Genomic DNA, 13,011 nt, shown 5'->3' with positions numbered 1-13,011 from the left:
CCCGGTCCGGCCGCAGCCACCCGACACGCCACCGGCCCGACGCAATGACCCGACCAACCGGCCCCGGCAATGTCCTCTTTGTCACGCTCGATCAATGCGTGGCCTCAATCCTCACCGGACCGCTGGCCCCACATGTGCCGACCCCCAACCTCGACCGGCTTGCTGCCAGCGGTATCCTGTTCGAGAACCATTTCACCGTCACACTGCCTTGCGGCCCGGCCCGCGCCTCGTTGCTGACCGGGCTCTATGCGATGAACCACCGTGCAATCCGCAACGGCACCCCGCTGGCCCGCCACCACGCCACCATCGCCACCGAGGCGCGCCGGGCGGGTTATGAACCTTTGCTGTTCGGCTATACCGACATTGCCCCCGATCCGACCGGTCGCGATCCCGAGGATCCGGACCTCAGCGTCTATGAGGGGGTGGCGCCGGGCTTTCGCGAGGTGGTGGAAATGCAGATGGAGGCGGGGCGCGCATGGCCCGCCGATTTGCGCGCCAAGGGCTATGACATCCACCTGCGCGAGGACGGCTGGCCCAGCTATTACGTGCCCTCCGGCAATGGTGGCCCGCGCGATCCGGCGATCTTTGCGGCCGCAGATTCCGACACCGCTTACCTGACCACCCGGACGCTGGAGGCGCTGGACTATCGCCGCGACTTCGGCCCCTGGTTTGCCCATCTCGCCTATATCCGGCCGCATCCGCCGCTGGTCGCCCCGGCGCCCTGGAACCGGCTGATCGACGCCGCCGCTTTACCGGCGCCCAACCTTGCGGCGCCGGATCACCCATTTGTCGAGGCCTGGTTCTCGCGGCCTTCGAACCGGTCGCTGTTTCATGGCCATGACGGCGACAACCGGGCGCTGTCGCTTGCGATGCTTGCCGATCTGCGCGCCGTCTACCTGGGGCTGGTGGCCGAGGTCGACCATCATTTCGGCCGGGTTCTGGACTGGCTGGCCGCGACGGGTCAGGACCGCGACACACTGATCGTGCTGACCGCCGATCATGGCGAAATGCTGGGGGACAAGGCGATGTTCGGCAAGGAAAGCGTGTTTGACGCCGCCTTCCATGTGCCGCTGATCCTGCGGGTCCCCGGTGCCGCTGCGGGCGCCCGTGTCACCGCGCTCACCGAAAGCGTCGATGTCACCCCGACCATCCTCGACTGGATCGGCCTGGAGGTGCCGGCAGCGATGGACGGGCGTTCGCTGTTGCCGTTCGGCACCGGCATCCCGCCCGCGGATTGGCGTGACGCGCTGCTGGCCGAGGCCGATTTCGGCCATCCCCAGGATCCGACCCGGTTCATGCAGCATCTCGGCCTCAGCGAATATCAGGCGGGCGCCACGATCCTGCGCGAGGACCGCTGGAAATATGTGCATTTCGGCGGCGGGGTGGCACCGATGCTGTTCGATTTGCAAAATGACCCGGATGAGGTCAGCAACCTCGCCACTGATCCGGCCTATCTGCCACAGATCGCCCGGCTGCGCGGCAAGATGCTCGACCGGATGGCGGAACGCCGTGACCGCCGCCTGACCGGGTTGGCGCAGGGCGCCTGATCCGACACCCAACTTCCTCTGGTAAAAAATATCCTCGGGGGGGACGCGCGCAGCGCGTCGGGGGGCAGACAGCCCCCCGCGCGGTTCGAACTCAGGCCCCGGCTAAGCTCAGCCCGCCCAGGGCAGGCTAAAGGTCTTGAGGTTGGTGTAGCTTTTCATCGCCTCCACCACGCCCTCCTTGGCGCCGTTGCCGGAGTCCTTGATGCCGCCAAAGGGCGACATTTCGGTGCGATAGCCGGGCACCTCCCAAATGTTCACCGTGCCGACGTTCAGCCCGTGGATATAGCGCTGCATGCGGCGGTAATCATGGGTGCAGACGCCCGAGGACAGCCCGAAAGCCGTGCCGTTGGAAATCGCGATCACCGCGTCATCCTCATCGGGCACCCGGATCACCGGGATCACCGGGCCAAAGGTTTCCTCGCGCACCAATTCGCTGGCCGGATCGACCCGGTCCAGCACGATCGGCGGCAACAGCGCGCCGCGACGGCCCGGATGATAGAGCAGATCGGCGCCCCCCTCGGCGGCCTGCTGCACCCGGCGTTCGAACAGCGCTGCCGCCTCGGCGGAAACCACGCAGCCCAGCTCGGTCGCCGGATCCATCGGATCGCCAAAGCGGATCGCCCGGGCCCGGTCCAGCAGCAGCGGCACAAAGCGGTCGGCGACCGAGTCCTGCACCAGAATGCGTTTCACCGCGGTGCAGCGCTGGCCGGAATTCTTGGTCGCGCCGGTGACCGCCAGATCGGCGGCGCGCGCCAGGTCGTCGTCATCCAGGTCATTCAGCACAATCAGCGGGTCATTGCCGCCGAGTTCCAGCACCTTACGCGTGTAACCGGCTTTGGCGGCGATCAGCTTGCCCACCGCCACGCCACCGGTAAAGGTGATCAGCTCTGCCGCCGGATTGAGGATCATTTCATCACCGATCTCAGCGGGCCAGCCGGTGACCACCGACAGCATTTCCGGCGGCAACCCGGCTTCATAGAGGATATCGGCCAGCATCAGCGCGGTCATCGGGGTCTGTTCGGTCGGCTTCAGCACCACGCAATTGTTGGTGGCGATCGCCGGGGCGACCTTGTGAGCGATCATGTTCAACGGGTGATTGAACGGGGTGATCGCCGATATCGCGCGCAGCGGTTCCTGCAGGGTAAAGATCCGCCGTGCCTTGCCGCCCGGGGTGATGTCGCAGGCAAAGCTCTGGCCATCGTCCTGCAGGCACATCTGTGCGGTCAGGGCAAAGACATCCACCGCCCGCCCGACCTCATAGCGGGCATCGGCGCGGCTGACGCCCAATTCCAGGGTGATCAACCCGGACAGCGATTCGCGCCGCGCCGCCAGCAGGTCGGCGGCGCGCATCAGGATCGCCTGACGCTCATGCCGGGTCAGCCGGGCGCGATAGCGCGCGGCAATCGCAAAGGCCGCGCGCACCTGCGCGGCGCTGGCAGCGGGGACGGTGCCGACCACGCTGTCATCCCAGGGGTAGCGCACCTCGATCACCGCCTCGGCATCGACCTTGCGTCCGGCGATGCGCATCGGCTCATGGCGGGGCGGGGCGATGTCCTTCATGTCGCCGCCGCCATGCAGGCGAAATAGAGCGCGTCGAAATTGCGCAGCTCCGGCGCGCCGGGCAGGTCGGGCAGCGCCTGGTTGACGATGAACGGCACCACCTGTTCGGTCAGCCCGCCATGGCTGCGCAGCGGTTCCTTCAGCGCCGCCAGATCGTGGCGCTCCGCCGAGGTGCCGATGGTCATGGTTTCGCTGGAGATCATCACGATATCGCCGATCCGGTCGGCGGGCAGTTCGAACCGTGCCACCGCCGCTTCGCGGCTCATAACCGCGATCAGTTCGGGGCGTGCGGTGAGCCGGGCGATGATGTCGGCGCGGTCGGCGCCATCCGGCAGATAGGCGGTGGCAAAGCCGCCAAGCGCGCCGTGATGCACCACATAGGGGTCGGTGATCGGCAGGATCAGCCGCGCGGCACCCTGGCCCAGCCAGTCGTCAAGCAGGTCCTGCACATAGATCACATTGGGGGCGCCGCTGGCGTCATGCTTGGCTTTCATCCCATGATCGGCGGTCACCACAATGGCAGCCCCCAACGCGTCGAGCTCGCCCAGGTAGCGGTCGAACATCGCGTAAAACGCCTGCGCCTCGGCATCCTCGGGGGCGAATTTGTGCTGCACATAATCGGTGGTGGTCAGATACATCAGGTCCGGTCGCTGCTCGCGCAGCAGCTTGACCCCGGCGGCAAACACGAATTCCGATAGTTCCGCCGAATAGACCTCGGGCACCGGACGGCCCAGCCAGAGGTTGGCCGTGTCGACCCCATGTTCGGCCAGGGTGGTGGTATCGGATTTTTCCGAGGAGAAGCAGATCGCCCCCTCGGCGCCATGGGTCAGCCCGGCGCCGAGCAGCGCCCGCAGCTTGTCCTTGGCGGTGACGATGGCGACCTTGGCCCCGGCCTGCTGGAAGGCGGCAAAGACGGTCGGCGCGCGCAGGAATCGGACGTCGTTCATCATCACCTCTTCGCCGGTTTCCGGCTCGAACAGGTAATTGCCGCAGATGCCATGCACGGCGGGCGGGCACCCGGTGGCAATCGACAGGTTGTTGGGATTGGTGAAGGACGGGATCACCGAATGCGCCAGCCGGTCGCTGCCGGTCTGGCGGATCCGGGCGAGGTTGGGCATTTGCCCCGCGGCGATCGCCACCTCAAGATAGGCAGGTTCGCAGCCGTCCAGGCAGATCGCGATGGCCGGGCGCAGCGGCCAGGGATAGCTGCGGTCATTGACGGTAACCTTGGTGCGGGTGGGGGCGTTCATCGGAATCCTTTCAGATTAGGCGACAAGTTGGGCGCGGGCGGCCTTTGCGGCCTCGGGCGGGGCGGCCGAGCGGACGTCGAGTTCGGCCAGCGCCTCGGCGGCGGCGGCGCGCAGCATGATGTCCCCGTCCATCTGGCCGATACAACCGATGCGGAAGCTTTCGGCGACGGTCAGCTTGCCAGGGTAGATGATGAACCCGCGCGCCTTCATCGCGGCGTAGAACCGCGCGAAGTCAAAGGCGGGATCGGCGGGGCAAAAGAAGGTGACGATGATCGGGCTGAGCCAGGCATCGTCGAGCAAGGTTTCAAAGCCGATGGCGCGCATTCCGGCGACCACGATATCGCGGTTGTTGGTGTAGCGGGCCAGTCGCGCTGACGCCCCGCCTTCGGCCTCATGCGCCCTGAGCGCGGTCAGAAAGGCGGCGACGGCATGGGTCGGCGGGGTAAAGCGCCACTGGCCGGTGGTGTTCATCACCTGCCATTGCGCATAGAGGTCCAGCGCCAGCGAATGGCTGTTGCCTTTGGCCGCCGCCAGGGTGGATTTGCGGGCAATGACAAAGCCGAAGCCGGGCACGCCCTCGATGCATTTATTGGCGGACGAGACAAACGCCTCGACCTGGATTTCGGTCACATCCAGCGGCAGCGCGCCAAAGGCCGACATGCTGTCGACCAGCAATTCGCGCCCCGCCTGCGCCGTCACCTCAGCGATTTCCGCCAGCGGGTTCAGGATCCCTGATGAGGTTTCGCAATGGATCGCCAGCACATGGGTGATCGCCGGATCGGCGGCCAAGGCGGCGCTGACCTCGGCACCGCGCGGTGGCAGGTAATCGCCCTTGTCGATCAGGCTGCAGCCGCGCCCCAGATAGGCGAGCGTCTGCGCCGCGCGCAGCCCGTAGGCGCCATTGGCCAGCACCAGAACCTTGCCGTCACGCGGCACGAAACTGCCCAGCATCGCCTCGACACAGAACGACCCCGAGCCCTGCATCGGCACGCAGTCGTAATCGCCCCGGTCACCGGCAATCGCCAGCAGCCGTTGGCGCATCTCGGCGGTCATCGCGCGGAAATCATCGTCCCAGGACCCCCAGTCGCGCAACATCGCGCGCTTGACCTCGGCCGAGGTGGTCAGCGGCCCGGGGGTCAGCAGAAACGGCGCGCCGCTGGCAGGGTCGGCGATTCGTGCAGGTGGCATCTTGGCGGTCGGGGGCAAGGGATGGGGCATGGCAGCTCGCTCGGGCGCGACAGGGCGCTGGAGTCAGGATGGCAGAGGCTTTGCCATATGGGAAATCGTTTGTTACGATAAATACATCAGTCTGACTTATGGATATCTCCGATGCGTTACGCCCAGCTGCGTGCCTTTCATCATGTGGCCATCTGCGGCGGCTTCTCGCGTGCCGCAGCGGTGTTGAACCTGACGCAACCGGCGCTGTCTGATCAGGTCCGGCAATTGGAACAGGCCTATGACCTGCTTCTCTTTGATCGAGGTCACAGGCAGGTGACAGTGACCGCCGCCGGTGAGGATTTGCTGCGCATCACCCGGCGCATGTTCGAGGCCGAGCAGGAGGCGGGCGAATATTTGTCGCAGAACCGGTCGCTCAGAACCGGGCATCTGCGGATCATGGCCGACGCGCCGCACCACCTGCTGCGCAGCCTGGCCGCGTTTCGCGCCCGTTACCCGGGGGTGCGGATCACCCTGTCGTCGGGCAATTCCGATCAGGTGGTGGCGGCGCTGAAATCCTATGCCGCCGATGTCGGGGTGATGGGCGCGATGCCGGATGCCGCCGGGCTGACCGGGACGATCCTTTCGGCGGCGCCGATTGTTGCCTTTGTCAGCCGCGATTCCCCGCTGGCCAGGCGTCAGGACTTGCCGTTGGCCGAGCTGGTGAACCAGCCGCTGGTGCTGCGCGAGGCGGGGTCCAAGACCCGCGCCAAACTGCTCGCCGCCGCCCGCGCCGCCGGGCTGACCCTGCGCCCGGCGATCGAGGCAGAGGGCCGCGAGGCGGTGCGCGAAATCGTGGCGGCGGGCGGCGGTGTCGGCTTTGTCAGCCGGGCGGAATTCGGCTCGGACACGCGATTGGTGGCGCTGCCGCTGACCCCGCCGGACGGTTTGACGATGGAGGAGGCGGTGGTCTATCTCGACCAGCGTCGCGAGGTCCGGGTGATCCGTGCCTTTCTCGACATGGCGCTGGCGGCGGAGAGTGACCCGGCGATGGCGCCTGGATAGGGGCGCGCGCCTGCGACCATCCGGCCCGATTCAGCGGTTTGTCTTCGACATATCCACGGCTTACTCTAGGGTAACCGGAATATGACCAGCCGGGGCCTGAAGATCGGGCCCCCTGGTCAATCAATCAGACACGCGGCCAGCGCGGCGCAGCGAACAGGGGAAGTATGGGATGATGAAACAGGGTTTGGTGAGTGTGCTGGCATTTGGGATCAGCACCGGCGCGGCCTGGGCCGATTGCGACAAGGTGGTGTTCTCTGATGTCGGCTGGACCGATATCACGGCCACCACCGCCGCCTCGACGCGGGTGCTCAAGGCGCTGGGCTATGAAACCGACACCAAGCTGCTGTCGGTTCCGGTCACCTACACCGCGATGTCGCAGGGCGATATCGACGTGTTTCTCGGCAATTGGATGCCGACGATGGAAGCTGATATCGCCCCCTATCGCGACAATGGCAGCGTCGAAACCCTGCGCGCCAATCTGGAAGGCGCGAAATACACCCTGGCGGTCAATCGCGTCGCCGCCGACCTCGGGATCGGCAATTTCGCCGATATCGCCGCTCACAAGGACGCGCTTGAAGGCAAGATCTATGGCATCGAGCCGGGCAATGACGGCAACCGGCTGATCCTCGACATGATCAATGGCAATGCCTTTGGCCTGACCGGGTTCGAGGTGGTCGAAAGCTCGGAACAGGGGATGCTGGCGCAGGTGAAACGCGCAACCGAAAAGGGCGAGCCGGTGGTGTTCCTGGGCTGGGAACCGCATCCGATGAACGCCAATTTCGATCTGACCTATCTGCAAGGCGGTGATGATTTCTTTGGCCCCAATCTGGGCGGTGCGACAGTGTTCACCAACACCCGCAAGGGGCTGGCGGGCGAATGCCCCAATCTCGGCGCCTTCCTCGGCAATCTTTCCTTCACCCTGGCGATGGAGAACGAGATCATGGGCGCCATCCTCGACGATGGCAGCGACCCTGAAAAGGCGGCAGAAGCCTGGCTGAAGGCGCATCCCGAGGTCTGGATAGTCTGGCTGGACGGGGTGACGACCGAGGCGGGCGGCGACGCCGTCGCGGCGCTGACGGCCAGCTTCGAGTAAATGCCGATGCGGAGCCGTTCGCGCCCCTGGCCGCCGTGCGCATTGCGGCGGCCAGGGGCGTCGCAATGGCCAATGGTTGCCCCGACAGCTGGCGCACCATGCTCGGCTGGTTGACCGACACCAAGATCCCGGTCGGCAAATGGGCCGGGGCCGGGTTCGACTGGCTGGAGCACAAGGGCGGCTTTGCCTTTGACGCGCTGGCGGATGCGCTGGAATCGCTGATCGACGGGTTGCTCTGGGCGCTGCAAACCCCGCATCCGCTGATCATCATCGCCCTGTTCACCGCGCTCACCTGGGGGCTGCAACGCCGCTGGCAGACCTGCCTGCTGGTGGCTGCCGGGTTCCTCTTTATCCTCAACCAGGGGTACTGGGAGGAAATGACCGAGAGCCTGACCCTGGTGATGTCGGCCTGCCTGGTCTGCATGGGCATCGGCGTGCCCCTTGGCATCGCCGCCGCGCATCGCCCGCGCGCCTATGCCTGGATGCAGCCGGTGCTCGACCTGATGCAGACCCTGCCGACCTTTGTCTACCTGATCCCGGCGATCGTGTTCTTTGGCATCGGTATGGTGCCCGGGCTGATTGCCACGGTGATCTTTGTGCTGCCGGCGCCGATCCGGCTGACCCATCTCGGGGTGTCCTCGACCCCGAAACCGCTGCTTGAAACCGCCGCCGCCTTTGGCGCCACCCCGGGTCAGACACTCTGGAAGATCGAATTGCCCTTCGCGCTGCCCCAGATCATGGCCGGGCTGAACCAGACGATCATGCTGTCGCTGTCGATGGTGGTGATCGCGGCGTTGGTCGGGGCTGACGGGCTCGGGGTGCCGGTGGTGCGGGCGCTCAACCAGGTGAACACCGCGCTTGGCTTTGAAAGCGGCTTTGTCATCGTGGTGGTGGCCATCGTGCTCGACCGGATGCTGCGGGTACGGGGCAGGGGGCGCAAATGAGCGCGGTGATCTTTGACAAGGTCTCGGTGGTGTTCGGGCCACGCCCCGAGGCGGCGCTGCCGCTGATCGACCAGGGTCTGTCGCGGGAAGAGGTGCAGGCAGAGACCGGGCAGGTGCTGGGGGTGCATGATTGCTCGCTGACCCTGAAGCGGGGCGAAATCCTGGTGTTGATGGGGCTGTCGGGATCGGGCAAATCGACGCTGCTCAGGGCGGTGAACGGGCTGACCCCGATCAGCCGTGGCCGGGTCACGGTGCGCGATGGCGATTGGTCCTGCCAACTGCCCGATGCCGGGCCCGAGGCGCTGCTGCATCTGCGCCGCGATTGCGTCGCCATGGTGTTTCAGCATTTCGGCCTGCTGCCCTGGCGCAATGTGCGCGACAATGTCGGTCTGGGGCTGGAACTGGCCGGGCTTGACCGGGCCGAACGCGACCGGCGGGCCGAGGAAAAGCTGGCCCTGGTCGGGCTCGGCGACTGGGCCGATCGCAAGATCTCGGAATTGTCGGGCGGTATGCAGCAGCGCGTCGGTCTGGCCCGGGCCTTTGTCACCGATGCGCCGGTGCTGTTGATGGACGAACCGTTCTCGGCCCTCGATCCGCTGATCCGCAGCCGCTTGCAGGACGAGTTGCTTGAGGTACAAACCCAGCTGCGGCGCAGCATCCTGTTTGTCAGCCATGACCTCGACGAGGCGTTCAAGCTCGGCGACCGGATCGCGATCCTCGATGGCGGGCGGATCGTGCAATGCGGCACCCCGGCCGAGATCATCGCCCGCCCGGCGACCACGCATGTGGCCGATTTTGTCGCCCATATGAACCCGCTGGCGGTGCTGACCGCGCGGGATGCGATGTCCGCCACACCGCCAAAGACCCCGGCGGCCATCACCCTCGCCGCCGCCATCGCCGCCGACGCACCGCTGACCGACGCCATCACCGCCCTTGCCGCCGCGCCGGGCCCGCTGGCGGTGCAGGCGGGCGGTGCCATCATCGGCCAGATCACCGCCCAGGATATCGTCACCGCCCTGGCCCGCTAATCCGCGCCCCCCGCTTCCTCTGGTCCGAAATATCCCGGGGGTGAGGCCGCAGGCCGAGGGGGCCGCGCCCCCTTTCCCTTGCCGTCCGAATCCGCAACACTGCCGCCGAACACAGGAGCCCAACATGTCCACAATTCTCAGCGAACGCACCGGTGCAAGGGTGCTGGTCGACCAGCTCAGCGCCCAGGGCGTCAGCCATGCGTCTTGCGTGCCTGGCGAGAGCTATCTCAGCGTGCTGGACGCGCTGATCGACTCCGGTGTCGATCTGCTCACCTGCCGCCAGGAGGGGGGGGCTGCGATGATCGCCGAAGGCTGGGGCAAGCTGACCGGGCGGCCCGGCATCTGCTTTGTCACCCGTGGCCCCGGCGCCACCAATGCCGCCGCTGGCGTGCATGTGGCGGCGCAGGACTCGACCCCGATGATCCTGTTTGTCGGCCAGGTCGCGCGCGGCATGAAACACCGCGAGGCGTTTCAGGAACTGGATTACAGCGCGGTCTTTGGCTCCGTCGCCAAATGGGTGGTGGAAATCGACGATGCCGCCCGGATCCCGGAGCTGGTCGCCCGCGCCTTTCGCGTCGCGATGCAGGGCCGTCCCGGCCCGGTGGTGGTGGCGCTGCCCGAAGACATGCTCGACGATGTGGTCAGCGTCGCCGATGCGGCGCGGGTCACCCCGGTCGAGACGGCGCCGACCGGCGCCGATGTGGCCCGGCTCGGCGATCTGCTGGCCGGGGCCAAACGCCCCTTCGCCATTTTCGGCGGTTCGCGCTGGGACAGCGCTGCGGTGGAGAGTTTCACCGGGCTCTGCGAGCGCTATGCGATCCCCTTTGCCGCCGCGTTCCGCCGCGCCGGGATGTTGCCGGCACAGCATCCCAATTACGCCGGCGACCTCAGCCTTGGCGCCAATCCGCAGCTGCTCAAGGCGATCACCGAGGCCGATCTGGTGCTGGTGATGAACAGCCGGATGTCCGAAATTTCCTCGCAGAGCTACAGCCTGCTGCCGATCCCCTCGGGCGACCAGACCCTGGTGCATATCCATGCCGATGCGGATGAGATCGGTCGGGTCTATCAGCCCGCCCTCGGCATCAACGCCACCCCCCGGGGCATGGCGCCGTCGCTTGACGGGCTGGCGCCCGAAGCGCCGCATCAGGGCGAATGGGTGGCCGCGGCCCGCGCCGCCTATCTCGACTGGTCAGAGACCGCCGAGCCCAACCCCGGGGCGCTGCAAATGGGCGAGGTGCTGTGCTGGATGCGCGATCAGCTGCCCGACGACGCGATCCTGACCAACGGGGCTGGCAATTTCGCGATCTGGCTGAACCGGTTTTACCGCTTCCGCCGCTTCAACACCCATCTGGCGCCGACCAGCGGCTCGATGGGCTATGGCTTTCCCGCCGCTGTCGCTGCGAAACGTGCCCATCCCGAGCGGACCGTGGTCTGCTTGGCGGGGGACGGCGATTTCATGATGACCGGGCAGGAATTTGCCACCTGTATGCATCATGACATCCCGGTGATCGTGGTGCTGGTCGACAATGGCATCTATGGCACCATCCGGATGCACCAGGAGCGTGAATTCCCTACCCGCATCAAGGCCACCTCCCTGACCAATCCCGATTTCGCGGCCCTGGCGCAGGCCTATGGCGGCTTTGGCAAGCGGGTGGAACGGGCCGAGGATTTCGCCGCCGCCTTTGCCGAGGCGCAAGCCAGTGGCAAACCGGCGATCCTGCATCTGATCCTCGACCCCGAGGCGCTGTCACCCAGCGCCACGATCACCAGCCTGCGCGCCCGCTAGGCGCGCGGCTGGCAACCGGCTCAATCCGACATCTTGCCGTGCTGCATGTTGCCGTTGCCCATCTTGCCATGACCCATGCCCATTGCGGCATCCGGCTTGCGGTTCAGATCGACGGGGATCTCGACGGTCATTTCGCCGGATTTCTCAAACACCAGGGTGACGGTGATCATGTCGCCCTGATTCATCGGCCGGTTCAGCCCCATGAACATGACATGGTCGCCGCCGCGGGCCAGCTTGGCATCGCCTCCGGCGGGCAGCGGAAAGCCATCCTCGTCTTGGCGCATCTGCATCACCCCGTTGCCGGCGTCGATATGGGTGTGCAATTCGACCCGCTGGGCAATGTCGGAGCGCGCGTCGATCAGGCGATCATCGGCGCTGCCGGAATTGTGAAGGGTCATGAAGGCGGCGCCGGATTTGGCCATGGCTGAGGAGGCGCGGGCATAGGCGCCCTCGACCTGGATATCCCCGGCCAGGGCGGAAAGCGGGGTCAGCACCAGCGCCACGGCAAGTGCGGTGCGTTTCAAATGGCGAATTGGCATGTGATCAGTCCTGTCTGTCTGTCTGTTTGTCTGTGCCTGAGAGGCGAATTCGATGGTCGTTCAGGACAGGACAGGCGGCCCCCGGGCGCTGGGCGCCTCTGCTGCTGGCGTGTGGGCGGTGATTATGTCGAGTGCCAGAAAGATCCGGCGCTGGCTGTCGAGCGGGACAATGACCGGCGCTTGCACGGCGATCGCCTGCAGCAGCAGAAAGGCATTGTCGGGGCAGAGATGCGCCGGGCCGATCGGTTGCCCGGCGGAATCGAGCGCCACCATGACGGGGCCGCTGCCGGTGCAGAGCTCGGCCCAGCCCGCGGCGCCAGGCTGGCCGCGCGCAATTGCCGCCGCCTGACCGGTCAGGGTCAGGAGCGCGACAAGCAGCAGGGCAAAGGCAGGGCGCAGAAGCATGCGCCGGTTTTACGGGTTTGGCCGGTCAGGGTCACGCGACAAATGGAAACAGCCCCGGCCGATCGGCACGGGGCTGCTCAAGTCCGGGATCGGCATCGGCCTCAGGCGGCGGGTGCGGCCTGCAGCTTGGCGATCTCTTTCTTCACTTTCAGCGCGGCGGCGGAAAGTTCAGTGTCTTTGGCCTTGGCCAGAAACTTGTCCAGCCCACCGCGGTGATCGACGGTGCGCAGCGCGGCGGCGCAGATCCGCAGCTTGACGGTGCGGCCCAAGGCCTCCGAACGCAGCGAGACGTCGTTCAGGTTCGGCAGGAACCGGCGGCGGGTTCTGTTTTTGGCATGGCTGACATTGTTGCCCGTCATCGGGCCTTTACCGGTCAGTTCGCAGCGGCGCGACATGGCTATAGTCCTCGAACATGCGCGGGCGGATGATGCCCTGATGCAAATGAAACGGCGCCGCGTTTGCGACGCCCGGTGAATTCTGTCCGCGCTCTCTATGGGCTATTGGGGCGGAGGTCAAGGCCCGCTCGCCGGGAATCCGCAGCGCGCCTGTCCCATGGCGATCAGCCGGGAGAGTCCACCCAGATCATCCGCCCGGGTCCGCACGCGGGTCCAAGCGGTGCGCCGTTGCACGGCGCATGCC

The 13,011-nt window shown here is 66.3% G+C and carries 12 protein-coding genes; 6 read left to right on the top strand and 6 right to left on the bottom strand.

Features of this window, described 5'->3' with window-relative positions:
* Positions 1–44 precede the first annotated feature (44 nt).
* Entirely contained in the window at positions 45–1,547 is a 1,503-nt protein-coding gene (locus P1U48_RS11780) for an alkaline phosphatase family protein (protein ID WP_301069195.1), read from the top strand.
* 108 nt (positions 1,548–1,655) lie between these two features.
* On the opposite strand, the gene phnY is transcribed toward P1U48_RS11780, so the two are convergent.
* The 3 genes from phnY to P1U48_RS11765 are packed head-to-tail and all read right to left on the bottom strand — an operon-like array spanning position 1,656 to position 5,545.
* Positions 1,656–3,107: a phosphonoacetaldehyde dehydrogenase gene (gene phnY / locus P1U48_RS11775; protein WP_301069194.1), complete on the bottom strand. Its 1,452-nt coding sequence runs from the start codon at positions 3,105–3,107 to the stop codon at positions 1,656–1,658.
* Entirely contained in the window at positions 3,104–4,357 is a 1,254-nt protein-coding gene (phnA, locus tag P1U48_RS11770; protein ID WP_301069193.1) for a phosphonoacetate hydrolase, read from the bottom strand. The genes phnY and phnA overlap by 4 nt, the downstream gene beginning before the upstream one ends.
* A gap of 15 nt (positions 4,358–4,372) precedes the next feature.
* Positions 4,373–5,545: a 2-aminoethylphosphonate--pyruvate transaminase gene (locus tag P1U48_RS11765; RefSeq protein WP_301069192.1), complete on the bottom strand. Its 1,173-nt coding sequence runs from the start codon at positions 5,543–5,545 to the stop codon at positions 4,373–4,375.
* 141 nt (positions 5,546–5,686) lie between these two features.
* On the opposite strand from P1U48_RS11765, the gene P1U48_RS11760 reads away from it, so the two are divergent.
* From P1U48_RS11760 to P1U48_RS11740, 5 genes are all read left to right on the top strand, one after another.
* Positions 5,687–6,577, top strand: a complete 891-nt coding sequence (locus P1U48_RS11760; protein ID WP_301069191.1) for a LysR substrate-binding domain-containing protein — start codon at positions 5,687–5,689, stop codon at positions 6,575–6,577.
* Positions 6,578–6,749: 172 nt separating this feature from the next.
* On the top strand, positions 6,750–7,670 hold the full coding sequence (locus P1U48_RS11755) for a choline ABC transporter substrate-binding protein (RefSeq protein ID WP_301069228.1): 921 nt from the start codon (positions 6,750–6,752) through the stop codon (positions 7,668–7,670).
* 65 nt (positions 7,671–7,735) lie between these two features.
* Positions 7,736–8,614: a choline ABC transporter permease subunit gene (gene choW, locus P1U48_RS11750; RefSeq protein ID WP_301069190.1), complete on the top strand. Its 879-nt coding sequence runs from the start codon at positions 7,736–7,738 to the stop codon at positions 8,612–8,614.
* The gene (locus P1U48_RS11745; protein WP_301069188.1) at positions 8,611–9,642 is read left to right on the top strand and encodes an ATP-binding cassette domain-containing protein; all 1,032 of its coding nucleotides are present in this window, start codon (positions 8,611–8,613) and stop codon (positions 9,640–9,642) included. The genes choW and P1U48_RS11745 overlap by 4 nt, the downstream gene beginning before the upstream one ends.
* Positions 9,643–9,766: 124 nt before the next feature.
* On the top strand, positions 9,767–11,428 hold the full coding sequence (locus P1U48_RS11740; protein WP_301069186.1) for a thiamine pyrophosphate-binding protein: 1,662 nt from the start codon (positions 9,767–9,769) through the stop codon (positions 11,426–11,428).
* 20 nt (positions 11,429–11,448) lie between these two features.
* On the opposite strand, the gene P1U48_RS11735 is transcribed toward P1U48_RS11740, so the two are convergent.
* The 3 genes from P1U48_RS11735 to rpmB form a co-directional block, all read right to left on the bottom strand.
* Entirely contained in the window at positions 11,449–11,967 is a 519-nt protein-coding gene (locus P1U48_RS11735) for a copper chaperone PCu(A)C (protein WP_301069185.1), read from the bottom strand.
* A 60-nt stretch (positions 11,968–12,027) separates the two neighbouring features.
* The gene (locus P1U48_RS11730) at positions 12,028–12,372 is read right to left on the bottom strand and encodes a hypothetical protein (protein WP_301069184.1); all 345 of its coding nucleotides are present in this window, start codon (positions 12,370–12,372) and stop codon (positions 12,028–12,030) included.
* A gap of 101 nt (positions 12,373–12,473) precedes the next feature.
* The gene (rpmB, locus tag P1U48_RS11725; RefSeq protein WP_301069183.1) at positions 12,474–12,767 is read right to left on the bottom strand and encodes a 50S ribosomal protein L28; all 294 of its coding nucleotides are present in this window, start codon (positions 12,765–12,767) and stop codon (positions 12,474–12,476) included.
* Positions 12,768–13,011 lie beyond the last annotated feature (244 nt).

It is taken from the genome of Pseudooceanicola sp. (genome assembly GCF_029213205.1).
Taxonomy (GTDB): domain Bacteria; phylum Pseudomonadota; class Alphaproteobacteria; order Rhodobacterales; family Rhodobacteraceae; genus Pseudooceanicola.
The sequence above is the reverse complement of the archived record's forward strand: the minus strand, read 5'-3'. Positions and strand labels throughout refer to the sequence as shown.

Bases quoted from the DNA above. Each gene is read 5' to 3' on its own strand.
- rpmB (WP_301069183.1), bottom strand. From the start codon at position 12,767: ATGTCGCGCCGCTGCGAACTGACCGGTAAAGGCCCGATGACGGGCAAC.
- P1U48_RS11765 (WP_301069192.1), bottom strand. From the start codon at position 5,545: ATGCCACCTGCACGAATCGCCGACCCTGCCAGCGGCGCGCCGTTTCTG.
- P1U48_RS11735 (WP_301069185.1), bottom strand. From the start codon at position 11,967: ATGCCAATTCGCCATTTGAAACGCACCGCACTTGCCGTGGCGCTGGTG.
- choW (WP_301069190.1), top strand. From the start codon at position 7,736: ATGGCCAATGGTTGCCCCGACAGCTGGCGCACCATGCTCGGCTGGTTG.
- P1U48_RS11780 (WP_301069195.1), top strand. From the start codon at position 45: ATGACCCGACCAACCGGCCCCGGCAATGTCCTCTTTGTCACGCTCGAT.
- P1U48_RS11745 (WP_301069188.1), top strand. From the start codon at position 8,611: ATGAGCGCGGTGATCTTTGACAAGGTCTCGGTGGTGTTCGGGCCACGC.
- P1U48_RS11740 (WP_301069186.1), top strand. From the start codon at position 9,767: ATGTCCACAATTCTCAGCGAACGCACCGGTGCAAGGGTGCTGGTCGAC.
- P1U48_RS11755 (WP_301069228.1), top strand. From the start codon at position 6,750: ATGAAACAGGGTTTGGTGAGTGTGCTGGCATTTGGGATCAGCACCGGC.
- phnA (WP_301069193.1), bottom strand. From the start codon at position 4,357: ATGAACGCCCCCACCCGCACCAAGGTTACCGTCAATGACCGCAGCTAT.
- P1U48_RS11730 (WP_301069184.1), bottom strand. From the start codon at position 12,372: ATGCTTCTGCGCCCTGCCTTTGCCCTGCTGCTTGTCGCGCTCCTGACC.
- P1U48_RS11760 (WP_301069191.1), top strand. From the start codon at position 5,687: ATGCGTTACGCCCAGCTGCGTGCCTTTCATCATGTGGCCATCTGCGGC.
- phnY (WP_301069194.1), bottom strand. From the start codon at position 3,107: ATGAAGGACATCGCCCCGCCCCGCCATGAGCCGATGCGCATCGCCGGA.